Origin of the sequence: Bradyrhizobium sp. USDA 223 (assembly GCF_044909005.1) — a bacterium.
Lineage (GTDB): Bacteria > Pseudomonadota > Alphaproteobacteria > Rhizobiales > Xanthobacteraceae > Bradyrhizobium > Bradyrhizobium yuanmingense.
Genome location: NZ_JBIYDR010000001.1, coordinates 2,877,714 through 2,899,847 on the forward strand (window position 1 = coordinate 2,877,714; position 22,134 = coordinate 2,899,847).

28 protein-coding genes are annotated in these 22,134 nt (G+C 65.2%); 12 read left to right on the forward strand and 16 right to left on the reverse strand.

Annotated features, from left to right (window positions below):
- Positions 1 to 41: 41 nt before the first annotated feature.
- Positions 42 to 638: a L,D-transpeptidase gene (locus ABIA40_RS13240; protein WP_404541434.1), complete on the reverse strand. Its 597-nt coding sequence runs from the start codon at positions 636 to 638 to the stop codon at positions 42 to 44.
- A 343-nt stretch (positions 639 to 981) separates the two neighbouring features.
- Here ABIA40_RS13240 and ABIA40_RS13245 point away from each other — a divergent pair, with 343 nt between their 5' ends.
- On the forward strand, positions 982 to 2,052 hold the full coding sequence (locus ABIA40_RS13245; protein ID WP_404541436.1) for a hypothetical protein: 1,071 nt from the start codon (positions 982 to 984) through the stop codon (positions 2,050 to 2,052).
- 351 nt (positions 2,053 to 2,403) lie between these two features.
- Positions 2,404 to 2,634, forward strand: a complete 231-nt coding sequence (locus tag ABIA40_RS13250; protein ID WP_025035960.1) for a DUF6894 family protein — start codon at positions 2,404 to 2,406, stop codon at positions 2,632 to 2,634.
- Between the two features lies 1 nt (position 2,635).
- On the opposite strand, the gene ABIA40_RS13255 is transcribed toward ABIA40_RS13250, so the two are convergent.
- Positions 2,636 to 3,418 carry an SDR family NAD(P)-dependent oxidoreductase gene (locus ABIA40_RS13255; RefSeq protein ID WP_271546824.1) on the reverse strand — a complete coding sequence of 261 codons (783 nt, stop codon included), beginning with the start codon at positions 3,416 to 3,418 and terminating at the stop codon, positions 2,636 to 2,638.
- Positions 3,419 to 3,545: 127 nt separating this feature from the next.
- On the opposite strand from ABIA40_RS13255, the gene ABIA40_RS13260 reads away from it, so the two are divergent.
- Entirely contained in the window at positions 3,546 to 3,938 is a 393-nt protein-coding gene (locus tag ABIA40_RS13260) for a hypothetical protein (RefSeq protein WP_271546826.1), read from the forward strand.
- Between the two features lie 113 nt (positions 3,939 to 4,051).
- Complete coding sequence (locus ABIA40_RS13265; RefSeq protein ID WP_404541438.1) at positions 4,052 to 4,300, forward strand: hypothetical protein; 249 nt, start codon at positions 4,052 to 4,054, stop codon at positions 4,298 to 4,300.
- Positions 4,301 to 4,318: 18 nt separating this feature from the next.
- On the opposite strand, the gene ABIA40_RS13270 is transcribed toward ABIA40_RS13265, so the two are convergent.
- The 8 genes from ABIA40_RS13270 to ABIA40_RS13305 all read right to left on the reverse strand — a co-directional run bounded on the left by ABIA40_RS13270 (position 4,319) and on the right by ABIA40_RS13305 (position 9,908).
- Positions 4,319 to 4,504, reverse strand: coding sequence for a hypothetical protein (locus tag ABIA40_RS13270; protein WP_271546830.1), 186 nt, complete (start codon positions 4,502 to 4,504; stop codon positions 4,319 to 4,321).
- A 184-nt stretch (positions 4,505 to 4,688) separates the two neighbouring features.
- Positions 4,689 to 4,970, reverse strand: a complete 282-nt coding sequence (minE, locus tag ABIA40_RS13275) for a cell division topological specificity factor MinE (RefSeq protein WP_157287460.1) — start codon at positions 4,968 to 4,970, stop codon at positions 4,689 to 4,691.
- Positions 4,967 to 5,782: a septum site-determining protein MinD gene (gene minD, locus ABIA40_RS13280; RefSeq protein WP_036022837.1), complete on the reverse strand. Its 816-nt coding sequence runs from the start codon at positions 5,780 to 5,782 to the stop codon at positions 4,967 to 4,969. Before minD ends, minE begins: the two co-directional genes overlap by 4 nt.
- A 21-nt stretch (positions 5,783 to 5,803) precedes the next feature.
- On the reverse strand, positions 5,804 to 6,502 hold the full coding sequence (gene minC, locus ABIA40_RS13285) for a septum site-determining protein MinC (RefSeq protein WP_275499248.1): 699 nt from the start codon (positions 6,500 to 6,502) through the stop codon (positions 5,804 to 5,806).
- Between the two features lie 258 nt (positions 6,503 to 6,760).
- Positions 6,761 to 7,852 carry a TRAP transporter substrate-binding protein gene (locus ABIA40_RS13290; protein WP_157287464.1) on the reverse strand — a complete coding sequence of 364 codons (1,092 nt, stop codon included), beginning with the start codon at positions 7,850 to 7,852 and terminating at the stop codon, positions 6,761 to 6,763.
- 185 nt (positions 7,853 to 8,037) lie between these two features.
- Positions 8,038 to 8,538, reverse strand: coding sequence for an SMI1/KNR4 family protein (locus tag ABIA40_RS13295; protein WP_404541440.1), 501 nt, complete (start codon positions 8,536 to 8,538; stop codon positions 8,038 to 8,040).
- Between the two features lie 95 nt (positions 8,539 to 8,633).
- Positions 8,634 to 8,891, reverse strand: coding sequence for a hypothetical protein (locus ABIA40_RS13300; protein WP_024338019.1), 258 nt, complete (start codon positions 8,889 to 8,891; stop codon positions 8,634 to 8,636).
- Between the two features lie 66 nt (positions 8,892 to 8,957).
- Positions 8,958 to 9,908, reverse strand: a complete 951-nt coding sequence (locus ABIA40_RS13305) for a DUF2778 domain-containing protein (protein ID WP_157287478.1) — start codon at positions 9,906 to 9,908, stop codon at positions 8,958 to 8,960.
- Positions 9,909 to 10,114: 206 nt separating this feature from the next.
- On the opposite strand from ABIA40_RS13305, the gene ABIA40_RS13310 reads away from it, so the two are divergent.
- Positions 10,115 to 10,555 carry a DUF1810 domain-containing protein gene (locus ABIA40_RS13310; protein WP_275499253.1) on the forward strand — a complete coding sequence of 147 codons (441 nt, stop codon included), beginning with the start codon at positions 10,115 to 10,117 and terminating at the stop codon, positions 10,553 to 10,555.
- A gap of 10 nt (positions 10,556 to 10,565) precedes the next feature.
- On the opposite strand, the gene ABIA40_RS13315 is transcribed toward ABIA40_RS13310, so the two are convergent.
- Both ABIA40_RS13315 and ABIA40_RS13320 read right to left on the reverse strand, forming a co-directional pair.
- Complete coding sequence (locus ABIA40_RS13315; protein ID WP_404541442.1) at positions 10,566 to 11,342, reverse strand: crotonase/enoyl-CoA hydratase family protein; 777 nt, start codon at positions 11,340 to 11,342, stop codon at positions 10,566 to 10,568.
- A 34-nt stretch (positions 11,343 to 11,376) separates the two neighbouring features.
- The gene (locus tag ABIA40_RS13320; protein WP_404541444.1) at positions 11,377 to 11,859 is read right to left on the reverse strand and encodes a 4-oxalocrotonate tautomerase family protein; all 483 of its coding nucleotides are present in this window, start codon (positions 11,857 to 11,859) and stop codon (positions 11,377 to 11,379) included.
- 126 nt (positions 11,860 to 11,985) lie between these two features.
- On the opposite strand from ABIA40_RS13320, the gene ABIA40_RS13325 reads away from it, so the two are divergent.
- From ABIA40_RS13325 to ABIA40_RS13335, 3 genes are all read left to right on the forward strand, one after another.
- Entirely contained in the window at positions 11,986 to 12,573 is a 588-nt protein-coding gene (locus ABIA40_RS13325) for a TetR/AcrR family transcriptional regulator (protein WP_404541446.1), read from the forward strand.
- Between the two features lie 14 nt (positions 12,574 to 12,587).
- On the forward strand, positions 12,588 to 13,373 hold the full coding sequence (locus ABIA40_RS13330) for a 2-keto-4-pentenoate hydratase (RefSeq protein WP_404541448.1): 786 nt from the start codon (positions 12,588 to 12,590) through the stop codon (positions 13,371 to 13,373).
- An 85-nt stretch (positions 13,374 to 13,458) separates the two neighbouring features.
- Positions 13,459 to 15,540, forward strand: a complete 2,082-nt coding sequence (locus ABIA40_RS13335; RefSeq protein ID WP_404541450.1) for a methyl-accepting chemotaxis protein — start codon at positions 13,459 to 13,461, stop codon at positions 15,538 to 15,540.
- Here ABIA40_RS13335 and ABIA40_RS13340 read toward each other — a convergent pair.
- Both ABIA40_RS13340 and ABIA40_RS13345 read right to left on the reverse strand, forming a co-directional pair.
- Positions 15,537 to 16,127, reverse strand: coding sequence for an NADPH-dependent FMN reductase (locus tag ABIA40_RS13340; protein WP_271546851.1), 591 nt, complete (start codon positions 16,125 to 16,127; stop codon positions 15,537 to 15,539). The two genes, ABIA40_RS13335 and ABIA40_RS13340, sit on opposite strands and share 4 nt — an antisense overlap.
- 50 nt (positions 16,128 to 16,177) lie before the next feature.
- Positions 16,178 to 17,125, reverse strand: coding sequence for a helix-turn-helix domain-containing protein (locus ABIA40_RS13345; RefSeq protein ID WP_404541452.1), 948 nt, complete (start codon positions 17,123 to 17,125; stop codon positions 16,178 to 16,180).
- 279 nt (positions 17,126 to 17,404) lie between these two features.
- Between ABIA40_RS13345 and ABIA40_RS13350 the strand changes: the two genes are divergently transcribed.
- From ABIA40_RS13350 to ABIA40_RS13360, 3 genes are read left to right on the forward strand one after another with little or no spacing between them, the layout of a single operon-like run.
- A complete protein-coding gene (locus ABIA40_RS13350; protein ID WP_404541454.1) occupies positions 17,405 to 18,514 on the forward strand; it encodes a DUF2336 domain-containing protein in 1,110 nt (369 codons plus the stop codon).
- Positions 18,511 to 18,843, forward strand: coding sequence for a PilZ domain-containing protein (locus tag ABIA40_RS13355; protein WP_271546855.1), 333 nt, complete (start codon positions 18,511 to 18,513; stop codon positions 18,841 to 18,843). The genes ABIA40_RS13350 and ABIA40_RS13355 overlap by 4 nt, the downstream gene beginning before the upstream one ends.
- A 50-nt stretch (positions 18,844 to 18,893) precedes the next feature.
- Positions 18,894 to 20,012, forward strand: a complete 1,119-nt coding sequence (locus ABIA40_RS13360) for an HD-GYP domain-containing protein (protein WP_271547268.1) — start codon at positions 18,894 to 18,896, stop codon at positions 20,010 to 20,012.
- A 26-nt stretch (positions 20,013 to 20,038) separates the two neighbouring features.
- On the opposite strand, the gene ABIA40_RS13365 is transcribed toward ABIA40_RS13360, so the two are convergent.
- Together ABIA40_RS13365 and ABIA40_RS13370 are read right to left on the reverse strand one after the other, a co-directional pair.
- Positions 20,039 to 20,242, reverse strand: coding sequence for a hypothetical protein (locus ABIA40_RS13365; RefSeq protein WP_036000317.1), 204 nt, complete (start codon positions 20,240 to 20,242; stop codon positions 20,039 to 20,041).
- A gap of 133 nt (positions 20,243 to 20,375) precedes the next feature.
- Positions 20,376 to 21,053 carry a nitroreductase gene (locus ABIA40_RS13370; protein ID WP_225114113.1) on the reverse strand — a complete coding sequence of 226 codons (678 nt, stop codon included), beginning with the start codon at positions 21,051 to 21,053 and terminating at the stop codon, positions 20,376 to 20,378.
- A gap of 116 nt (positions 21,054 to 21,169) precedes the next feature.
- Between ABIA40_RS13370 and ABIA40_RS13375 the strand changes: the two genes are divergently transcribed.
- A complete protein-coding gene (locus ABIA40_RS13375) occupies positions 21,170 to 22,132 on the forward strand; it encodes an alpha/beta hydrolase (RefSeq protein WP_157284660.1) in 963 nt (320 codons plus the stop codon).
- Positions 22,133 to 22,134: the final 2 nt, after the last annotated feature.

Sequence of the window (22,134 nt, forward strand, 5' to 3'; positions counted from 1 at the left end):
GCGTGACAACGCACCAAAACTCGAACTGACCGGCGCAGACCTCAGCCGCGCCAGCGCCCGCCCGCCGCGGCCTGCGCGCTCTGCCCCGGCGGCAGCACCACGACCATCGAATTGAGCTTCACCCGGTCGTAGAGATCGATGACGTCCTCATTGCGCATCCGGATGCAGCCGGACGAGATCGCTTGCCCGATATATTCGGGCTGGTTGGTGCCGTGGATGCGATAGAGCGTGTCCTTGTTGCCGACATAGAGATAGATGCCCCGCGCGCCCAGCGGATTGGCGGGACCGCCGGGAACGCGCGCGGGATAGGGACCGAGTCGCGCCTGAATATCCGCGGTCGGGACCCAGTCCGGCCATTCCGCCAAACGGCCGACTCGCGCGACGCCGGAGAACGCCATGGCTTCCTCGCCGACCGCAACGCCGTAGCGGATCGCCTTGCCCTCGGGCAGCACGTAATAGAGGTAGCGCGCGTCGGTATCGACCAGGATCGTGCCCGGCAGCTCCTTGCGATGATAATCGACGATGTGACGCAGATATTGCTGGGGCACGTTCGCCTTCGCGTAAGGCGCGTGCGCGAGCAACTGACGGTCGCGCGGCGTCATGCTCGCATCCGTCGATGGCGAAAGTGTCGTCTGCATGCAGCCGCCGAGCGGCAACAGGGCTGCGACGAACAAAACGAGTAGAGATCTTGGCACCGCCGGCCCCCCAATAGCGGAATAACAACGCCCCCAACGTCGTCAGATATTGCCAAAATCGTGCTGAAAACAAGGCGGTGCAGGAACACATGCGCGTGTTCGGCAAATCGGGTTCCATCACCACAAAGGGCGGAAGAGTGTCGCATCATCTCCATCCCCTCGCCTTGCTTTGGTCAAACCCGGCTGGACTCGTGCGGCATGGGGACCGGGGATGGGCTCACCTCGGATCAGCCCCGCGCCAATGCGGATGCCTTAACCTCGAACACTGGGCTTCAAAGGAGCTGCGATGCTCGCGACGCTGAACGCCAAGCAAATCGTCGATGAGATCGTGAAAGACACGGTCAAGGACAACGATCCTCACGACGCGGTCCAGATCTCGCCCGAGATCGTGCGGGCCTCGCGCCCCGCCAGCGTGTCGCCTGAGCTGGCGCCGGAGATCGCGCCGCGTCCGGAGCCCAGGTTTGCCCCGGAACCCAAGTTTGCCCCGCAGCCCAAGGTCGCGCCGAAGTTCACTCTGGAGCCGGCGCGCGCGCCCGAGCCCAGCATCAACGTCGTCTACGGAAAATCCACTGCGGCACCGTCGATCGACACCGCTGTCCGCGTCACGTCCAGCGATGGTCCCGTGATGAAGAAGCGGTCCTCCGTCGGCAAGTGGCTGCGCGGGGCGTTCGTCACGTTCCTGCTCGCCGGCGCCAGCGTGGCCGCCAGCATCGCCTGGGAGAAGCACGGCGACACAGCAAAGCAGTTGCTGGCCGAATGGACCCCGGCGCTGACCTCGCTGCTGCCGACGACCTCGTTGCTGTCTGCGACACCGCAGCAAAGCGCGCCGGTCGCCGCCGCCCAGGCTGCGCCGACCGCAGCGGAAGCCGCGCCCAACCAAACGGTGGATCAAGCTGCTGCGCCGCCCGCAGCTCAGCTTGCTGCGGCTCCGCCCGCGGCACCACAGCCCGTCGACGCGGCGCAGTCGGTGCAATCGATGACACGCGATCTCGCCGCCATGGCGCAGCAGATCGAGCAGCTCAAGGCCAACATCGCCGAGTTGAAGGCCGGACAGGAGCAGATGGCGCGCGAGATGGCGAGGCCACCCGCAGCGAAGCCGGTCACCGAAGCGCGGCCGCCGGTTGATCCGCGCGCACGCGCAGCCGCGGTCCCGTCGCAGCCCGCGGCGCCGCCGGTTCGCAAGCCCAAGCCGCCTGTAACGCGGACCTACATGCCGGCTTCTTCGCCCGCACCGCTCGCACCTCCGCCGCCGTCAACGCAGGCCGCCGCCGCGCCGCCGGCTGCGCCGACCACGACGACGCAAGCCGTTGCCGATGACGACGGACCTATCGTTCGTCCGCCGATGCCGCTGCGTTAGAATAACGCCGACGTCCCGCGCACGCTGTCCGAGTCGATGTGAAGCGTTAACTCCGGGCGATTACGGTGAGCGACGTCTCGCTCAAGAGAAAAGGCCGTCGGGATCTATGCCGGCGGCCTTCTCTTGCAGCTGCCGGTTCCCGGAGCCCGGTTCTGCTGCAATTCCATGCCTTAATGATCGCGCAGGCATATTTAATAAATTCTTAACGAGCCCGCACGCTGCACATCATTTCTGCGCCATAAGCCCAGAGATTGCGCGCTCTGTTCATTCGATAGAGGTCGACTCAGTGGTACCATCCGACATGTGTTGAGACTTGCACTGAAGCTCAGATCGTCACACCGGGGAATTCGGATGCCCTACTATTATTTCGATCTCGTGGTTGGTGAAGAGTTCAAGAACCAGGGTGGAATCATCCTCGAGGACATCGAGGTTGCCTCCGATCGCGCTGATCAATTGGCCTGCGAGCTGTCGCAGGTGAAGCCGGAGCTGCAGCAGAAGGGTTGCGCGGTGCGCGTCACCGATCGCGATCACAACGAGCTCTATCGCACGCCGCTCGATCCGGTGCCGGCCTGGCAGCGCTAGGCTAATCCAGCACTGGTGCTTCGAACCAGTTCGTCAGCGACAATCCGCCGTCGACGACGAAGGCCGCGCCGGTGACGTAAGCGGACAGCTTGTTCGACAGCACCGTGAGCGCCATCGGTGCGAGATCCCCGGCCTCACCGAGGCGTCCGAGCGGAATGTGCCGCGCCAGCGCGGGATCGGCGACGAACCCGCCGGCTGCGATCGCGCCGGGAACTAGAGCGTTGACGCGGATGTCGTAGCGTCCGAGCGTCTTGGCCAGCTCCTTCACCAGCATCGCCATGGCGGCCTTTGCCGTCGAGTAATGCGCCAGGTTGCGCGGCGTGCCCGCATGTAGCGAGGTCAGAAACAGGAACGAGCCCGGCCGCTTCGCCGCGATCAGACCTTTGGCGAGCCCGCGCGCCAGGTGAAAGCCGGCATCGAGATTGACGGCATGCATCTCCTGCCAGATGTTGCGATCGACTGCGAGCAAGTGATCCGCCTCGCGCCGCGGCGGCGAGGCGCTGTGGACGAAATGCGTGACCTCGCCCAGCGCGGAATGTGCTGATGTCAGCAGCTCATCGCAGGCCTCGAGGCTGGCAAGATTGCCGACCCAGGGCACGGCGAGATCTGGCCTCTCGCTCGCGCCGATCGCGGCGCGCACCCGCTCCGCGCTGACATCCGCGAACACGGTACGGATGCCCTCGCCGACCAGGCCGAGCGCGATCGCGCGGCCGATGCCGTTGCCCGCGCCGGTGACGAGCGCGGTGTCGCGGGTGGGATCGAACGGCGTGCTGAACAGGCTCATGTCGCGCTCCGATGCTGGGGAGCGCAGGTTAGCCTACTCGGCCGAGCGGCGACAATTGTGTCCCGATCCCATTGCCGAGCAGCGCGGCGGACGCTAGCCTCTCGAGAAAATGGAGGAGGTCCCAAGGATGCGAACCGGTTTTCTGATGACGGGCCTGTTGCTGTTGGCCGCCCCGGCCCTCGCTGGCGATGCGCCGCCGCGATCGACCTATGTGACGATGGTCTTGCAGGCCTTCGCCGCCAAGGTCGAGTGTCCCAACACCGATCTCGCCTATCAGGACCTCGTGCAGAGGGCGCAGCAGATGCAGCTACCCGACGGCACCACCGAGAAGGTGCGCAAAGCGATCGCCTGGATGCACACCGGCGGCAAGATGGGCGAGAAGCAGGACGATGACCTGATGGCGGAGGTCGCGATCGCGACCAAGGCGACCGACCTGGACCAGCGCCGCCTCGGCATGTCCGGCTGGTGCGAAGCCCAGAAGACCAATCTCGCCGGCCTGATCCGCAGCAAGGGTGGCTAGCGCGCCGGCTTCACCGCGTTAAGCACGCCGCGACGGAATCTCCGCCGCGGCCCAAAATCGTCACAATCCTCGAAAGCATGCGGCCTCTTTTCGGATTCGAACAGGAGGTCCTCATGCGGAGTATCCATTTCGTTTTCGCCGGCGCGATCGCAGCCGCCGCGGTGCTGACTGCGCCCGCATTGGCGAGAAACTCCGACGCCCAGAAGGGCGGGGAAAAGTCCACCTCGCCATCCTGCAGTGCCTATCAGCAGGCGCCGGACGGCTCGTGGGAACCGCTGCCCTGCAAGGAAGCCGGCGAGCGCGGGCAGCCCCAGACACAGAATCGCACGCCGCAGCAAGGCGCCGATCGCGGGGAGCGTTGAAACTCGCGCGTTCGAATGTCAGCTGTGATGCGGGCCGCGCATGATCTTCATGGCGTCCACAATGTGACGCCATTCCCTGGCCTCGTCGACTTCGCCGCGGCCCTCGCAGGCCTGGGCCTGCTCAGCGGCCTTCGCGATCGCAGCAAAGCCGTGCTGTTCGAGCATTTGCCGGGCAAGTGTATGGACCTGGACCTCGGACATCATGGGCGCTCTCCCGTGTGACCAAAGACGGCGCAACGCCGCCGGGGGGTCGCTCACAACGATCGAGGCGTGGGGCGCGTTCCGTCGATGTCAGGTCCAAGACGTCGATGTGAGCGGCAAAGACAAAGGCGGCCCGCCATGCCCGGCGGACCGCCTTTTCACCCACCCCAAAACGTGAAGCTGCGCTCTACGCGACCGCCACCTTCTTGCGCTCGAAGTCGTTGGGCACCTCGATGTCGACCTCGAGGGTCGAGACCTCGTCGCCGCGTTCGAGCCGGACGATGACCTTGGTCGGGTCCAGCGTCACATGCTTGGACACGACAGCGAGAATTTCCTCACGCAGCACACCGAGCAGATCGGGCTGGCCGCGTATTCCACGCTCATGGGCAAGCAGGATCTGCAGCCGTTCGCGTGCGACCGGCGCTGTGGCCTTCTTGCCGCGGAGAAGTCGAAGCAGACCCATGCTCATGCAGCCCTCCGTCGCAGCAGGCGGTCCATAAATCCTCTGCGCTCGGCAGGAACGTGCATCGTCACGTTCTCGCCGCAGAGGCGCTTGGCGGCGTCCATATAGGCTCGTGCCGGCGCTCCATCGGCATTCGACAGAGTCACAGGCGTGCCGACGTTGGAGGCCTTCAACACGTCCTGGCTCTCGGGGATGATGCCGAGCAAGGGCGTGGCAAGGATCTCCAGGATGTCATCGATGGTCAGCATCTCGCCGCGCGCGGCGCGCGAGGGATCGTAGCGGGTGATCAGGATGTGCTTCTCGACGCGTTCACCCTTCTCGGCCCGCACCGTCTTGGAATCGAGCATGCCGATGATGCGGTCGGAATCGCGCACCGAGGAGACTTCCGGATTGGTGACGATCACGGCCTCGTCGGCAAAGCGCATGGCCATGGAGGCACCGCGTTCGATGCCGGCGGGGCTGTCGCAGATCACCCAGTCGAACCGGCTGCGCAACTCGGCGATGACCTTGCCGACGCCCTCCTCCGTCAGCGCGTCCTTGTCGCGGGTTTGGGACGCCGGCAGCAGCCACAAATTCTCCAGCCGCTTGTCCTTGATCAGCGCCTGCGGGAGTTTGGCGACGCCCTGCACCACGTTGATGAGATCGAACACGACGCGGCGTTCGGCGCCCATCACGAGGTCGAGGTTGCGCAGGCCGACGTCGAAATCGACGACGACGACCTTGTCGCCGCGCTGCGCGAGCGCCGCTCCCAGCGCGGCGGTGGTCGTGGTCTTGCCGACCCCGCCCTTCCCTGATGTCACGACCAGTACCTTACTCATTTGAAATGTCTCCTTTGCTGGTCAGTTCAGTGCTGTAATTCGCATGGTATTCCCCTGCAGCCAGGCCTGCGCCGGCTTGCCGCGCAGGGCCTCGTCGATGTCCTCGGCGGTTTGATAAAACCCGTCGATTGCAAGCAGTTCGGCCTCGATCTTCTGGCAATAGATGCGCGCGCTGGTGTGACCGTTGACGCCCGCCATAGCGCGGCCGCGCAGCGCGCCGTAGACGTGGATGGAGCCGCCGGCGACGATCTCGGCGCCCGAGCCGACCGAGCCGAGAATGGTGACGTCGCCTTCTGGGAAGATCACGGTCTGGCCCGAGCGCACCGGGGATTCGAGCAGCAGCGACGTCGGCTTGGTCTCGACCTTCGCTTCGGCCTTCTTCGACGCGCTCGGCTCGACCACGCAGCTGCGTCCGCCCGACAGCAGCGGCGGCATCATCGGCGTCAGCCTTCCCTCCTCCACACCCTCAATGCCGAGCACGCGGATGTTGCGGTCCTGCAGGCTGGTGAGCAGATGGCCGATGCCGGCCTGGCTGAGATCGACCGAGGACAGGTCGATCACCACCGGCCGGCCGGCGAAAAAGCCGGGCGAGCGCGCAATCGTGGCGTCGATCTCGTGCAGCCAGTCCTGCACCGGAACCGTCGGCGTGAACACGAAAGCCACATAGGAGCGCCCGCGCAGGCGCACCATCTGACGTTGGACCTTTGCTGCAGCCTCCATGGCGGCCGACTCGTTCCCTGTTATTGAATGGTTAACGATGCGGCCGATATGGTTAATGGCTGGTTAATGCCTCCGTGCGGTTACGTGAGCGGATGCAAAGTCCTGTACCCTGGATGGAGCCAACGGTCGGCGCGACGCGCCGCCCGTTGGCGCAATCCGGGTCTCGCGCCTCACCCGGCACTCTCCCGGATTGCGCTGCGCTTCATCCGGGCTACGAAGCTGGGCGCGGCGTAAACACCGCCCCCTCGTCTCTTCCGCTCAGGTCTTGCTGCGCGTCTTGCTGAGCAGATAGTTGTCGTAGAAATTCTCCGCGATCTGCGTATAGAACAGCACCTCCTTCATATACGCGTCGTGGCTCTCCTTGGTCCGCTTGAACAGGTCGCTCTTGGCAGCGAGCTCGTTCAGGTGCTCCTGGGTCGCGTTGTAGCAGGCCTCCAGCACCGGTTGCGGGAACGCCTTCAGCTCCGCGCCGCCTGCGATCAGGCGCTTGAGCGCCGCCGGATTCACGCTGTCGTATTTTTCCAGCATCCAGGCGCCGGCCGCCGCGCCCGCCTGGTTGACGATCGCCTGATATTGCTTGGGCAGCGAAGCCCATTTCTCGTCGTTGACGATCATGTGCAGCATGGCGCCGCCTTCCCACCAGCCGGGGAAGTAATAGTACTTGGCGACTTTCTGGAAACCGAGCTTCTCGTCGTCATAGGGACCGACGAACTCGGCGGCATCGATCGTGCCCTTCTCGAGGGCTGGATAGACGTCGCCACCGGCGATCTGCTGCGGCACGACGCCGAGCTTTGCCAGCACGTGGCCGCCCATGCCTGCGATGCGGAATTTGAGACCCTTGAGGTCGTCGACGGTCTTGATCTCCTTGCGGAACCAGCCGCCCATCTGGGTGCCGGAATTGCCGCAGAGGATGGCGTGCGCCTTGAACGGTTTGAGCGCCTCGTTGGTGAGGTCTGCGCCGCCGCCGAAATGCCACCACGATTCCTGGTGGCGATGGTTCATGCCGAACGGCGCGCCGGTGGCATAGGCCAGCGCTGGCTCCTTGCCGATGTAGAAATAGAGCGGGGTCTGCGCCATCTCGACCGATGCCGTGCTGACCGCATCGAGCGCCTGCAGGCCGGGAACGATCTCGCCGGCCGCAAAAGTCTGGATCTGGAATTTGTTGTCGGTGGCCTCGGCAACGTATTTCGCAAAGGTCTGCGCCGTGCCGAAGATGGTATCGAGCGATTTCGGGAAGCTCGACGTCAGGCGCCATTTAATCTCGGGCATGCTCTGCGCGATCGCAGGGGCCGCAACCAGCGTGGTCGCGCCGGCGACCGCACCACCTTGGAGGAATGTACGGCGTTTCATGATGGGTCTCCCTTGAACTCAGCGTCGAATGGATGGCTTGGGCCACGGTTTCTTGTCGAACCGTTTGCCCGTTCCGGGAGCGGAGTTCAAGCGACGGAAAAGACAGGTCGGGCTTGCACCGGATACCGTGGACCAGCTGGACCCAGCATGTCGCGGCGGACCCGCCCGCTCGGCCCGGCCTCGCCTCAGGCGGCCGCTGCTTCCTCGTACAGGCCGGCGATGAAATCGCTAAACGTCGGTGCTAGCGGCAGGACATAGCCCCATTGATCGGACATCGCCTGCGCCAGTGTCCAGGGCTTTTCGTATTCGGCCATCTCGTGGTCCATGAACCAGATCTTGCCGAAATGGGCCTTGTCGATCGTCATGCAGATCGGGTTGCCGCCGTGATCGCTCATGATCCACAGCAGCTCATCGACGGTCGGCCATTGCGGTGTCTGGCGCGTCTGCACCAGCGAGCACTCGTCGGTCCGCAATCCCAGCACCTCCTGCACCGAACCCGCCCAGTCCCCATGCGGCCAGTTGAAGTCGGCGCCCCCCTGATGATAGCCGCCGGCGCAGGCCAGCAGGAAGCGGCGATAGTCGTCCGGCAAGCGACAGCCGATGGACGTCTCGAAGGCGGTGAGCGCGGCTTCGGTTGGTTGCTCCGCGCCAACGTCGATGCCTGCAATGAATTCTGCCAATTTCATATTCCCTCTCCCTGGCGCGGGACGCGCAAGCCTTCGTCGCACCCGCCTTGCAGTGGGTTCGAGGACGACGGATCAGGCCAGAGGGAGAGATTCTCTCAGAGCAGCTTCGCGCTGACGAACAGCGCGCGCACGGCGTTGGTTGCCTGCACTGCCAGCATGGCGTTACCGGCGGCGCCTTCCAGGGCCGCGACGGCGTCCTCATGCAGCGAGCGAAATTCCATCCACTCGACCGACTTGAAGTTGGTCAGGAATTGATAGGCCTGACCGACGGTCGCGATCGCCAACGTGTCGCCGTTCAGCTTGATCTTGAACGTCGTACGCAGCGGGGTCTCGGAACTGGATGGATCACTCATGGGCTGCTTCTGGACGAGGACGGCTTAACGAAGGGGAAACGGCAGCCCCGCCGTCGCAGGCGAATATCAGGAATCGGTGCTCGCGCGCTGCGAGGCGGTCGTCGCTCCGCGCAGGCTCGGCACCACGACGAGGCGGTTGAACTCGCCATTGTCGTAGGCCTTGATGAACCGATCATAGTCCTTGATCGAGACGCAGCCGTTGGAATCGCCGCGCGGCCCGAGCAAGTAATTGTGCGTGAGCAGCCCGACGCGGCCGAGCGCGCTGGTGCCTTCGACCGGGGTCATGCGCAGCGCACGGACGCCGTGGAATGGCTTTTCGCGCGGCTTCAGATCGTAGATCGCCGGCGGCGTCGCGCCGACCATCCGCCGATCGACATGGTCAGGATTGTCCATCAGCGCGCCCAGGCCGGAATGGGCTTCCAGCGCCACGCCGCTCGGCAGGTAAACCGCCTTGGCCGAGATGTCGTAGACCGCGGTGCGCGAATCGTAGCCGAGAGCGGCGAGGTCCGGCCCCCTGCCGAGCAGGCCGTCGCCGGGCGTCAGCGAGGCCAGCTTGATCTTGTCGGTGAATTTTTCGAAGAAATTGCGGTTGTCGACCCTGAGATTGGTGTCCGCATAGGCCTGGCTGGAGGCGATCTGAGCGGAGAAGTCCGCCTGGACCGGACGCGCGCGCGGCATGGGGATGGCGTCGGCGCGCTGCGAGCGCCTCGCCTCCTCGGTCATGTACCGGTCGTCCTCGGTCAGGATCGAGCGCCAGTCGTCGCCTTGGAGCTTCTGGGCCAGCATCGCCTTGGCATCCCGCAGCTTGAGCTGGGCCGCATTCACCGCGGAGCGCTCCAGCACCCGCAGACCAAGCTCGCGCGGCGACGGGCCGGCCGAGGCCGAGGCGAAACGGTCCTCGAATGAGGGGGCATTGGCCGGCGGCAACGCCGCGGAGACCAGCGGGGTCGAATCGCTGATATCGGCGACCCACGCGGCGGCGCCGAGCGCCAGCGCCATCGCGGCCACAGACAGCAGAATCGTTTCAGCCCGCCCGACACGGCGGCGCGACAACAGCCTCTCGGCGTGTGCTGCGTCGGAAACCATCAGATCCCCAAATCGACCCCCGGGGGCTTACCCACCCCCACCCGGAGAGACTCTATACCAGCTACCACATTGGGAGCCAAAAGTTAGGCATAATCGGGGCCGCCAAGGCCCTCCAAAGGTATCCCCTAAGGTATCCAATGACCGATCCGTTCGATCTCGATCGCTTTGTCCGGGCCCAAGACCCGGTCTACGGCGACATCTTGGGCGAGCTGGCTAGGGGCCGGAAGCAGACTCACTGGATGTGGTTCATCTTCCCCCAGGTCGCAGGTCTCGGGTTCAGCGCCATGTCGCAGCGCTATGCCATCGGCTCCCGCGCGGAGGCCGAGGCTTATCTCGCCCACCCCATCCTCGGCGGTCGCCTGATCGAATGCACCAGGCTGGTGCTCGCGGTCGATGGCCGGACTATCAACGCGATCCTCGGCGCGCCGGATGACGCCAAATTCCGCTCGTCGATGACGCTGTTCGGCGCGGTCTCCGACGAGCCCGTCTTCGATCAGGCGCTCGCCCGATATTTCGCAGGCGAACGCGACGGCGCCACGCTGGAGATCCTCGCAAAGCTCGATCAGGCGCCGCGCTAGTCGGCGCCGATCAGCGCCCCTGGAAGACGGCCGCTCGACGCTCGATGAAGGATTGGATGCCTTCCTTGGCGTCGGCACTGCCGAGCACGCGATCGCGAATTTTCGGGATGTAGGCAATCGCGGCCGCTTCGCCAGCTTCGACATAGTTCGCCGCCGCTTCCTTGGTCACCTGAATGCCGAGTGGCGCATTGCGCGCGATCATGGCGGCGAGCGTCATCGCCCGCTCGATCTGCTCGCCTGCAGGCACGACCTCCTGGACGAGACCGATCGCATGCGCGCGCTGCGCCGAAAACTCGTCGCAGAGGAACAGATGATACATCGCATCGCCCCAGCCGGCCCGCGACAGGAAGCGAAAATGCGCGCCGCCCAGCGGTGCGATGCCGCGCCTCGCCTCCATCTGGCAGAAGCGTGAGTCATCGGCTGCAACCACGATGTCACCGGCGAGCATCAACTCGATGCCGATGGTGTAGACGATACCCTGCACGGCCGTCACGATCGGCTTGCGGCAGCGCTTGTTGAGCCCGAACGGGTCGACATTGCCGTCCTTGGTGTTGCGCTTCTCCGCGGTGGGACCGAAGAATTTGGGCATATCGAGACCTGCAGTGAAATCCCCGCCCTCGGCGCAGACCACGCCGACGCGATAGGCATCGTTGTCGTGCAGTTCGGTGAGTGCATCGGACAATTGCTCCATCATCGCAGGCGTGAACGCGTTCTTCTTCGCGGCGTTGGCGATGATGATCTTGAGGACGTGGCCGTGCACCTCGGTGCGGATCTGACCTTCGCTCATGTGCTCGTCTCCCGATTGTGGTGTTGGCAGCAAGTCAGGCCGGCTGCTGAAGCGCCGCGCGGATCGCCTCGATCCGGGCCGGCGTGAACACGCCGGAATCCAACAGCTGAAGGATCGAGAGCACCCCGCCGCGCGATCCCCAGCTTCCCTCATCGATGATCTCGAAATTGACCCACCAGGTCGGCGACGGCGCCGGCATGCTGCAGGCCTCCGCAAGTCGCGCCAGCACGTTGCGGATCACCTCGGCGCGCACCTCCGGCGGCCAGGCCGCGTTCATGACGGCGATGTTGACGGTGATGATGTCGCGCGGCTTGTCCTGATCGCACAGCAACCGGCCGCCGATCGCCATGCTGTCGGGCGGCAGGTCGTGGAAATGCACCTGGAACCCCATTCGGGCCGCCGGCGCCTTCTGGCCGACCTCCGGCTCGAGCACGGCGTCGGTCAGGCTTTCCGCAAGCTGCCGACGCTGCGGCAGGCCGAGCCGTCCGGCCGGTGCGGTGACGGTGATGATGGTCAAATTAGCATCTCTCCACGAATATGACACTCGACATATTTCAGCGCGGCTTGCTTATGTCAAGTGTCATAGTCTAGATGGAGATGGCCAATTGCAGGATTCCCGATGACTGCCACCACACGCGACAGGATGATCGCCGGCGCCGCCGACCTGATGAGCCGCCGCGGCGTCAACGCCACCAGCATGCGCGACGTGGTCCGCCACACAGCGACGCCGCGCGGCTCGATCAGCCACCACTTCCCCGACGGTAAGCCGCAATTGATCGCCGAAGCCGTGACCTTCGCCGGACGGCAGGTATCCATTCCTCTGGAGAAAGCCATGAACGAACGCGGCGTGATCGGCGGCCTCAAGGCTTTTGTCGCATCATGGCGCCGTCAGTTGGAGGCAACCGGCTTCGAGGCCGGCTGCCCCGTGCTCGCCGTGGCGGTCGATCGCTATGTCGGTGAGCCCAGTGACAAGGACGACGCGGCCGCGCAGCAGCACCTGCTCGACCTCGCCGACGGCGTGTTCGCCGATTGGCGGCGGATCATGCAAGCAGCCTTGTTGCGCGAAGGACTGGCTGCCGAGCGCGCCGAGCGGCTTGCAACCCTCGTCGTCGCCTCGATCGAAGGCACGGTCGCGATGTGCCGCGCCAGCCGCAGCGCCGACGCGCTCGATCAGGTTCAGGAGGAACTGGAGATCGTCCTCGCAACCACCCTCGCCTGTACAAAAAAATAGATTGGAGACGCGCAATGGACTTATCCCGGCAACGCGAACTCGCCCGTCAGCTCGCCGATTTGCGTCGCGAGGGCCGGCAACAGAGCGGCCTCGACGAACGGCTGGTCCCACCGGATGCGGACACGGCGTACCAAGTCGCGCAGATGGTGGAAGAAGAACTCGGCTGGGATGTCGTCGGCTGGAAGATCGCGGGCATGAAGTCCGGGCTCCAGCGTCAGCTTCGCATCTCCGCGCCGATCTATGGGCGGGTGTTCGCGCCCCTGATCAAGAGTTCGCCCGCCAGCGTCGAGCATGCCAGACAATGCAGCCCGATCCCCGAAGTCGAGTTCCAGGCGCGTCTCGGCGCCGATCTGCCGCCGCGCGCGAAGCCCTATAGGGTGGACGAGGTCGGCGACGCCGTCGCCTCATTGCATCCCGGCATCGAGCTCGCCGAGTGCCGCTTCATTCACGACGCGGCGTTTCCGCCGATGCCAGCGATTATGGCCGACGGCTCCGGATCAGGAACGATCGTGCTCGGAGAGCCCATCGCCGACTGGCGCAGCCGCGACGTCGCCACTCAGGATGTCGTCCTCAATTGCAACGGCATTGAGAGACGCCGCGGCTCCGCTGCAGAGGCGATTGACCATCCGCTGGTGCCGCTGGCCTGGCTTGCCAACGAGCTGTCGCGGACCGGCATCGGTCTCAAGGCCGGCCAGACGATCAGCACGGGAACGCTGACCGGTATGCTCCGGCCCAAGGCTGGCGAAACCTACGTTGCCGATTTTGGCCCGCTGGGATCGGTCAGCGCGACCTACAGCTGAGACGGCAAAAGAGCGTAAACCGCAGATTAACATGGCCGCCCTATCGTCCGGGCGAAATAATTCTCCGTTATTTGCCGGACAGATCATGAAAATCGGTACGCTCCTGACCAGCGCCATCGTCTCGCTCTCGACCGTCGGCGGCGGCCTCGCCGTCTACGTCGCCGTGACGAAATATCAGACCATGGAACTGATCAGCGAGGCGCAAGGCCGCCTCGCGATCGTCCGCGCGGTCAGCGACATCCCGCGCTATCTTAATCCGGAGCGCGGCTTTTCCACCAACATCCTCTATGGACCTGCGGCCATCGACCCTGCGCTGCTGGCCGAGCAGGACAAGCTGCGCAAGCAGACCGACCGCGCCCGCGACAAGATGAATGCACTGCGCAAGGAGCTGCCCGGCCCGTTCGACGACGGCACCACGATCGGCAGCAACATCGACGGCATCAACGCGAAGTTCACTGGCTTGCGCGAGGCCATCGACAAGGCGCTGGCGGGCCCCGCCGATGCGCGCAAGGACGCCGCCAAGAAGATCGTCGTCGACAATGCCGTGCTCAACGGCGGCGTGACTGCGCTGCTCAACGAGCAGGTCCGCCGCATGGCGATCCTGAACGGTGACGCCTACCGGCAGGCCAGCTACGCCAATGTCGCGATGACGCTGCGCGACGTCGGCGGCTTCAACTCCAGCCTGCACAAGAATCTCCTCGGCGGAAAGAAGCCGGCGACCGACGCCGAGAAGGCCGACATTGCCCGCTCGCAGGGTCGCAACGATCAGATCGTGATGTCGCTGCAGGAATTGCGCGGCAATCCAACAACCCCGGCGAACGTCGCGGAGGCCCTGGAGAAGTTCAACGCGATCTATGTCGAAGAGTTCGGCCGCGAGCTCAAGCTGGTGAAGGACGGCGCGATCACCGGCAAATACGAACACGACATGGATACCTATTACGCCGCCACGCAGCGCGGCCTCGGCACCATCATCGGCGTCCGCGACGCCTTCTACGACAACGCCGAGCAGATTCTCGCCGGCGCTTCGTCGGCCGCGCACACCAGCTTCACGATCGCGCTCGTCGGCCTTGTCGCCGTGCTGATCGCCAGCGCCGGCCTCATCGTGACGGTTCGCCGCCGCGTCTGCGCGCCGATCGTCGGCCTGACGACGCGCATGTCGCGGCTCGCCGACGGCGAGGTTGCGGAGACCATTCGGGGCGCCGAGCGCTCCGACGAGATCGGCGCGATGGCCGCGGCCGTTCAGGTGTTCAAGGACAACATGATCCGCGCCGATCGGCTCGCGGCCGAGAAGCAGGCCGAGAACGACGGCAAGATGCGCCGCGCCCAGGCGCTCGACGATCTCACCCGCGCCTTCGAGGCCAAGGTGACCGAGCTGGTCGGCGGCCTGTCGCGGGCCTCTGCTGCAATGGAAAGCACCGCGCAGTCGATGACCTCGACGGCGGCGCAGACCAACAGCCAGGCCGCCGTGGTCGCCGCCGCCTCCGAACAGACCTCGACCAACGTGCAGACGGTCGCGAGCGCCACTGAAGAGCTGACCTCCTCGATCGCGGAGATCGGGCGTCAGGTCGCCCAGAGCACCGAGATCGCGGCACGTGCCGTCGACTATGCCCGCCGCACCGGCGACACCGCGCGCACGCTCGCCGAGGGCGCGCAGAAGATCGGCGACGTCGTGACGCTGATCCAGAGCATCGCCGAGCAGACCAACCTGCTTGCGCTAAATGCGACCATCGAAGCCGCCCGTGCCGGCGAGGCCGGCCGCGGCTTTGCCGTGGTCGCCTCCGAAGTGAAGTCGCTGGCCGGCCAGACCGCCAAGGCCACGACGGAGATCTCCGAGCAGATCACCGCGATCCAGACCGCGAGCGACGAGACGGTGGCGGCGATCCGCAACGTCGCCGACGTCATCGCCGAGATCGACCAGATCGGCACCGCGATCGCGGCGGCGATCGAGGAGCAGGGCTCGGCGACCAAGGAGATCGCCCGCAGCGTTCAGGAGGCCGCCCGCGGCACCCAGGAGGTCAACAGCAACATCTCCGGCGTGCAGTGCGCCGCCGACGACACCGGCGCCGCGGCCAGAGAGGTGCTGGGCGCGGCCGAGCAGCTCTCGATCCAGTCGCGCGATCTCGCCGGCCAGTTCGAGCGCTTCCTCGGTGAGGTCCGGGCGGCCTAGTAAGGTGGCGCCTTGCGCGCGCGCTGCGCTTTCGCCGCCTCGATCCACCACGTCAGATCGTCGGCGAAGCGCGGAAACGAGCGCTCCAGGGCCTTGCCGCCATCGCCGATCGGCTCGCCGGCTTCCGACAGCGTCTGCGCGATCGGGCCGACACCGATGGTGCTCGATACCACCACCATGCCCATCTCCGAGAGCGTGCCGTGCCAGGCGGTCGCCGCGCGTGCTCCGGACAGCCGGCCGGCCGAATAGCTCACGATCGCGGCCGGGCGCCAGAACCATTCCTCCAGGAAATGGTCGGTGAGGTTCTTCAGCCCAGGCTGCATGCCCCAATTATACTCGCCGGTGACGAAGACGAATCCGTCGGCCCCGCGGATCTGCCCGGCCAGCTTCTCGAGCGCCTCCGGCGCCGAGCCCTTGGGATGTTCCTTGTACATGCGGTCCAGCATCGGCAGCCCGATCGCCTTGGCGTCGATGAATTCGACGTCCTCGCCGCGGCCGCGCAGCCGGTTGATGACGAAATTCGCAAGGCGGATGCCCATGCGGTCGGAACGGTAAGAACCGTAGAGAACGAGAATGCGATTGCTCATGGCTCGACGGTAGCACGAAACCGGCGCCCAGCCCTACTCGATTTGTCGCATTACCGTCCGCGACCATGCTCCAGCGTTTGCGACGGCGTCTCGCCGAACTGGTCGCGGTAGCTTCTGGAGAAATCGCTGAGGTGCCAGAAGCCGTACGCCAGGGCCACCGCCTTGACGCTATCGGCCCCGGCGAGAAGGCGCCGTCGCACCAGCCACAGCCGGTGCAGACGCAAATAGCGGTGCAGGCTCATGCCGCGATAGCGGCGGACGACGTCGTGCATGGTGCGAACCGACAGCCCGAGCTTGCGGGCGATCTCGTCGCTATAGATCGGCTGCGACAGGTCGTCGGACAGCAGCGCGCGGATATCCTGGAAGATCCTGAAATTCCGTCCGTCGTTGGGACCCAGGGTCCAGCGGACCGGAACGATCGATTCAAAGACCTCGTCGACGGCTGCGAGCAGGGACTCCTTCATCGCGGCGCTCTTCAACAAGAGCTCCGGTGGCGGGACCGGCCCGGACGCCTCGGCCAGCACCCCACGAACCACGCCGCGCAGCCGCTGCAAGCCAGTCGCGGAAACCTCAAAGATCTTGAAGCTCGAGAGCGTGGGCGGCCAGCCACGATCCCTCACCTCCGGCCTGAAAACGACCGAGGCGATTTGCCGCTGCACCTCCTCGACGGTGGTGTAGGCCGCCCCGCCGTTGCCAATGACCACAACGGGCCGCGCCCGTTGCGAGCCGTTGAAGCGAATTGGTACGTCGAGGTCGTCCATCGTGAAGCCGATCGCCGTGCAATTCTCGACGAGCTGTGCGTCAACCACCCGCGGAAACGCGCGCGTCAAGTTCACGTCGCAGCCGGGCAACGACAGGATTGTCTGCTCGGCCGAAATCTTCGGTACAAGGGACGTGAATTCGAAATTCAGCCCGCGAATGGCGCTTCGAAATTCGTCGGCATCTGAAAAGTGAAATGTTCTGAGCGCCACCCCGGGCACATCATCAATTTTGTTCATAGCAATAAAAAAACGCAGTGTCGTGTTTGAAGTCCGTCCGGCCGCGTGCCGCTCCCCCTTTCGGCTTTCGGTTACGCCGAAACAATCAAACTTGTCCTAGACCATTGAAGATTAAAGACAGGCCGTGGCGCCGTGTCCCACCAAATTTCGATAGTATTTCCTGGAATTTGGCGGTGCATTAATACCCCAACATTTAATTTTTAAAATCAAAAATTAACGAATGTAAGATGCAATAACGAACGTTGTATAGTCAAGTTTTTTCAACTCAGGCTCCCGCCAATGATGGCAAGTTCGCCTGCTGATACTCTGGTCGAGTTGGAAGACGCAGTCGCAACGTGTCCGCTGGACCGCTGCACCCGCATCCTCTCCGGCATCTTGCAGCTGCTCACCAGCAGCCGCGACCGGCCTCAGGAATTGCTCGCCAATGTGACCGACGGCGTTCTGCTGCGGTTGACGGAGCGGGTGGGGGCCGGTGCGCTGATCGATCTCAGCACGGCACTCGCGGAGCTCAAGGTGGCTCCGCCGAAGACCGTGCGACGCCTCGCCTCCCACCGCGATCCACAGGTGGCGTGCCCTGTCTTGCTCAGCTCGCAGTCACTGTCCGCGGCCGATCTCAACTCGATCGCGGCCGCGACCGGCGAACGGCAGCAATGTGCGATCGCCGCCCGCGCGCCTATCGATCCGCCGGTGATCGAGACGCTGATCAAGGGCGGCGCCCGCAGCGCGTGTATTGCGCTGATCGGCAATACAGAGGCACGTTTCTCTGATGCCGCTTACGCTGCGCTCGTTGAGAGATGCCTGACGGATGGTGAACTCACGAAGGCACTGACGCTCCGGCCGGATACGCCCGACACGGTCGTGCGGGAGTTGCTGTCGACCTCGGCAGCGCCGAAATCCGGCACAGGGCAGAAGGCCGCCGTGTCGCCTCGAGCCGCAGCGGCCGCGCCAAACATCGCCAAGCTGCCCTGCGCGGCCGCCTATGCAAGCGCGCGGCCGGAGATCGTCGCCCTCAATCGCATCGGCAAGCTCAACGATTCCGCCGTGAACCGCTTTGCGATCCGTGGAGAGACCGCCAATCTGTTCACGGCGCTGTCGGTGCTTTCGGGGGCGCCTCTCGACATCGTCGAGCACGTCATGGCCGACGAGGATTGCGAGGGTCTGGTCATGGCCTGCCGCGCGTCACGGCTCAACTGGCAGACCACGCTCGCCATCCTGAGCAATCGCAGCGGCGCGCGTCTTTCCTTTGCCCAGCGCGAACGAGCCCAACGGATCTTCGAGACGCAGTTGCTGTCCACGAGCCAATGGACGGTGCGCTGGGGGCAAATCGCCGCAAGCGCCAAGCCAAGCGATGGGACGCATCGCGCCGCACGAGTGGGAGACAAGCAATGAAGTTCGATGGCCGCAAGGCGGCGCGCGTGCGAATGGACCACCGGCAGCCCGTCAATCTGATGGGCTCCGACGGCACCTGGCGGCGCAGCTGCGTCCTGCTCGACGTCTCGCAGACGGGCGCGAAGGTCGAGGTCGAGGGCACGCTGGACGTGCTCCAGGCCAAGGAATTCTTCATGCTGCTGTCGTCGACGGGCCTGGCCTACCGACGCTGCGAGCTGGTCTGGATCGACGGCACCACGGCCGGCATCCACTTCGTCACCTCGCAAAGCAAGAAGAAGCAGGCGAGTACGCCGGCTGCCGCAACGCAGGCCGCCGCTCAGGCCAAGTAGACGAGAATTCGACCCCTCGATGGGAGCCCGCGATATTCCGGGTCATGTCCGTGCAGAACGCGCAAACCACACTCAAACCCACCAGCCTCGACGGCACCGCCGTCGCTGGAGCGCCGCGCCCGTTCGTGCATGTGCTGGCCGACACGTCCGACAAGCTGGCCGGTGTGTGCTCGATCCTCGAGCAACGCTTTGCCGTCGCGGGCGAGCGGCTGGACGCTGAGGCCAAGCTGTCAGAGGTGCCGTCCGCCATCGTCATTCGCGCCGAGCTTCGCGATGTCGACAACATCGCGGCGATCAAGAAACGGGCGGGCAAGCTCGCAAAAGCGAAGAAACGGATTTTCCTGCTGGAGCACACCTCGCATGTCTCCGTTTCGCAGGCCTATGCGCTTGGAGCGACCCTGGTCCTGCCGGGCGCGATCAACCGGGCGAAGCTGCTGGCGGCGCTGTCTGATCCGCCTGATCCGCTCTCGGCTGCGTCGCGCGCGAGCGCGCAGGCCGACACTGCCGTCGAGACCGCCGCGACCGCGATCGCATCCATGTTCACCTCCGTCACCCTGGGCCAGCCGCTCGACGTAAACGCCACCAAGGAAGCCGGTCGCCAGATCGCCGATCGCATCACCCGGCATGGCCTGACGGAGTGGCTCATGACGGTGCGGCGGCACCACGAAGGAACCTATCAGCATTGCCTGCTGGTGACCGGTGTCGCCATCGACTTCGGACTGAGCCTCGGCGTCGGCAGGGCCGACCTGGAACGTCTCTACTCGGCGGCCATGTTCCATGACATCGGCAAGGCGCAGATTCCGCTCGCCATCCTCGACAAGCCGGGCCGCCTCGATGCCGCCGAGCGCGCGCTGATCGAAACGCATCCCGCCGCCGGCCATACGTTTCTCAAGGACCATGACGGGATCTCGCCGGAGATTCTCGATGCCGTCCGCCATCATCACGAGTACCTCGACGGGAGCGGCTATCCCGATGCGCTCTGCGCCGAGAGCATTGGCGATATCGTCAGGATTCTAACGATCTCGGACATCTTCGCAGCCCTGATCGAGCACCGGCACTACAAGCCGACCATGCCGCGCGCAGAGGCCTACGACGTTCTGTGCGAGATGACAGGCAAGCTGGAGAAGGCGCTGGTCCGCGCGTTCAAGCAGGTCGCGCTCACGCGGTGAGCGCTGTGACCCGTCTCGAGCGCAGCCTAATGCGTCGCACGATGGCTGGCGCGGCGCGGGATGGAGCGGCAGGCCAGCCCGTCGGCCAGCAGCTTCATGTCCTCGTGCCGGCCGCTGCGAATCAGCCGGCCGAACTCTTCGGGTGTGAAAGGAAGACTTGGATCATCATCGATCTTAGGCCGCAGTCGCGGACCGAAGAACCGCCGAACCAGGCTAGCCAGCCGCCGCATATCAATTCCCTCGCGCCAGCAACAAACCTCTCAGTCCGCATATTGTTCCTCCCGCGACTTCGAGATTGCAAGAGGCCACTCGCGACACCGCACCAAATATTTTCCGCCAGAGAATAATCTCCTCTTGCTCGTGCTAATCGGCAAAACCCACGTAACGCACGAACTGGTGGTTGTGCTCGCGGTCCGAGCGTACGGCGTTCGCGGCAAAGCCGTCGTCGGGATAGCCCATCGCGACACAGGTCATGATGACCTCGTCTTCCGGAATCTCGGCGACCTCGCGCACGATGTCGGAGCGCATGATGCCCTGCCCGTTGATGACCGAGCCGAGCCCGCGGTCCCACGCCGCGAGCACGATGCCGTAGCAGAGCGCGCCGAGATCGAAGTGGCAGACCGCGCCGGGATCGAGCACGCGGTCATAGGTCAGCACCAGCGAGACCGGCGCGTCGAACTGGCGGAAGCCGCGCAGCACCCAGTCCTGCCGCATCGGCTTGTCGTCGCGCGCGATTCCCATCGCGCCGAACAGCTTCTTGGCGATGTCGACCTGCCGGGTGCGATGCACGCCCTGGTATTCGCCATGGCTGACGATGTCGCGCTTGACCTTGGCGCCGCCGGCCATCTCCGACATGTTGCGGCGACGCACCTCCTCCAGCGGATGACCCGTGAGCACATGGACATGCCAGGGCTGGGTGTTCATCGACGAGGGCGCGCGCTTGGCGCTCTCGATGATCGCCTCGATCACCGCGCGCGGCACCGGCTCGTTCTTGAAGCCACGCACGCTGCGGCGCGACTGGACCAGCGTCTCGAATTCCACCTCGTGAACCTCCCTGCCCGTTCGTCCGGCCCTGTGACGCACGCCGGTTGCCGATGCGGCCCGTAAAACCTATGCTAATGACCAAGCAAGACCAAGAACCCTGTGAGGATACGCCCATGGCCGCACCGCTCGATCCCGTCATCGCCCAGATCATTCCGCTCATGCCGATGCGCGATCCCACGGTCATGACGCCACAGAGCGCCCGCGATTCCTTGCGCGCACTGGCTGCCTCGCGTGCCGCCATTCCGCCGCCGCCGGTCGATAGCGTCGAGGATATCAGGGTGAAAGGCGGCGCCAGTCTGCTTCCCGCACGGGTCTATCGGGTCGGCGCCGCGCCGGCACCGACGGTGGTGTTCTTCCACGGCGGCGGCTGGGTTGCGGGCGATCTCGAAACCCACGACCGGCAGGCGCGCAACCTTGCGATCGAGACCGGCGCGGTCGTCGTCTCCGTCGACTACCGCCGCCCACCCGAGACGCGCTTTCCCGGCGCCTTCGAGGATGCTTTCGCCGCGGTCAGCGACGTGTTTGGCCGCGTCGCGGAATTTGGCGGTGACGCAAAGCGCTTCGGTGTTGCCGGCGACAGCGCCGGCGGCAATCTCGCAGCGACGAGCGCGATCGCCTGTCGAGAGGCCGGCATCAAGCTCGCCGCGCAACTGCTGGTCTATCCGGTCACCGACGTCGTCGGCGCTTATGCCGATGCGCGCGAGAACGCGCGCTATCCCTCGCGCAGCGAGAACGCCGAGGGCTACTTCCTCACGCGGGCGACGATGGAATGGTTCTGCGGCCATTATCTCGCCGATCCCGCACACGCCGGCGACTGGCGCGTCTCGCCGCTGCGGGCTGCCTCCTTGGCCGGCGTCGCGCCCGCGGTCGTAACCACCGCCTGGTTTGATCCCCTGCGCGACGAAGGCGCCGCCTATGCGCGGGCGCTGGAGGCCGCCGGCGTTCGCGTCAAGCACCATGAGGGTCCCGGCCTGATCCATGGCTATTTCGGCATGGGCGACGCCTCCGACGTCGCACGCGCCGAAGCGCAGCGCGCGCGGGCCGACTTCAAGGCGCTGCTGATGCGCGGCGCGTGAAG

Coding starts and splice junctions, on each gene's coding strand:
- ABIA40_RS13295 (WP_404541440.1), bottom strand. CDS start 8,538: ATGAAATTGGCAGAATTCATTGCAGGCATCGACGTTGGCGCGGAGCAA.
- minD (WP_036022837.1), bottom strand. CDS start 5,782: ATGAGTAAGGTACTGGTCGTGACATCAGGGAAGGGCGGGGTCGGCAAG.
- ABIA40_RS13355 (WP_271546855.1), top strand. CDS start 18,511: ATGAAGTTCGATGGCCGCAAGGCGGCGCGCGTGCGAATGGACCACCGG.
- ABIA40_RS13310 (WP_275499253.1), top strand. CDS start 10,115: ATGACCGATCCGTTCGATCTCGATCGCTTTGTCCGGGCCCAAGACCCG.
- ABIA40_RS13315 (WP_404541442.1), bottom strand. CDS start 11,342: ATGAGCGAAGGTCAGATCCGCACCGAGGTGCACGGCCACGTCCTCAAG.
- ABIA40_RS13300 (WP_024338019.1), bottom strand. CDS start 8,891: ATGAGTGATCCATCCAGTTCCGAGACCCCGCTGCGTACGACGTTCAAG.
- ABIA40_RS13265 (WP_404541438.1), top strand. CDS start 4,052: ATGCGGAGTATCCATTTCGTTTTCGCCGGCGCGATCGCAGCCGCCGCG.
- ABIA40_RS13330 (WP_404541448.1), top strand. CDS start 12,588: ATGGACTTATCCCGGCAACGCGAACTCGCCCGTCAGCTCGCCGATTTG.
- minC (WP_275499248.1), bottom strand. CDS start 6,502: ATGGAGGCTGCAGCAAAGGTCCAACGTCAGATGGTGCGCCTGCGCGGG.
- ABIA40_RS13250 (WP_025035960.1), top strand. CDS start 2,404: ATGCCCTACTATTATTTCGATCTCGTGGTTGGTGAAGAGTTCAAGAAC.
- ABIA40_RS13245 (WP_404541436.1), top strand. CDS start 982: ATGCTCGCGACGCTGAACGCCAAGCAAATCGTCGATGAGATCGTGAAA.
- ABIA40_RS13335 (WP_404541450.1), top strand. CDS start 13,459: ATGAAAATCGGTACGCTCCTGACCAGCGCCATCGTCTCGCTCTCGACC.
- ABIA40_RS13260 (WP_271546826.1), top strand. CDS start 3,546: ATGCGAACCGGTTTTCTGATGACGGGCCTGTTGCTGTTGGCCGCCCCG.
- ABIA40_RS13345 (WP_404541452.1), bottom strand. CDS start 17,125: ATGAACAAAATTGATGATGTGCCCGGGGTGGCGCTCAGAACATTTCAC.
- minE (WP_157287460.1), bottom strand. CDS start 4,970: ATGAGCATGGGTCTGCTTCGACTTCTCCGCGGCAAGAAGGCCACAGCG.
- ABIA40_RS13270 (WP_271546830.1), bottom strand. CDS start 4,504: ATGATGTCCGAGGTCCAGGTCCATACACTTGCCCGGCAAATGCTCGAA.
- ABIA40_RS13255 (WP_271546824.1), bottom strand. CDS start 3,418: ATGAGCCTGTTCAGCACGCCGTTCGATCCCACCCGCGACACCGCGCTC.
- ABIA40_RS13365 (WP_036000317.1), bottom strand. CDS start 20,242: ATGCGGCGGCTGGCTAGCCTGGTTCGGCGGTTCTTCGGTCCGCGACTG.
- ABIA40_RS13340 (WP_271546851.1), bottom strand. CDS start 16,127: ATGAGCAATCGCATTCTCGTTCTCTACGGTTCTTACCGTTCCGACCGC.
- ABIA40_RS13375 (WP_157284660.1), top strand. CDS start 21,170: ATGGCCGCACCGCTCGATCCCGTCATCGCCCAGATCATTCCGCTCATG.
- ABIA40_RS13325 (WP_404541446.1), top strand. CDS start 11,986: ATGATCGCCGGCGCCGCCGACCTGATGAGCCGCCGCGGCGTCAACGCC.
- ABIA40_RS13240 (WP_404541434.1), bottom strand. CDS start 638: ATGCAGACGACACTTTCGCCATCGACGGATGCGAGCATGACGCCGCGC.
- ABIA40_RS13350 (WP_404541454.1), top strand. CDS start 17,405: ATGATGGCAAGTTCGCCTGCTGATACTCTGGTCGAGTTGGAAGACGCA.
- ABIA40_RS13290 (WP_157287464.1), bottom strand. CDS start 7,852: ATGAAACGCCGTACATTCCTCCAAGGTGGTGCGGTCGCCGGCGCGACC.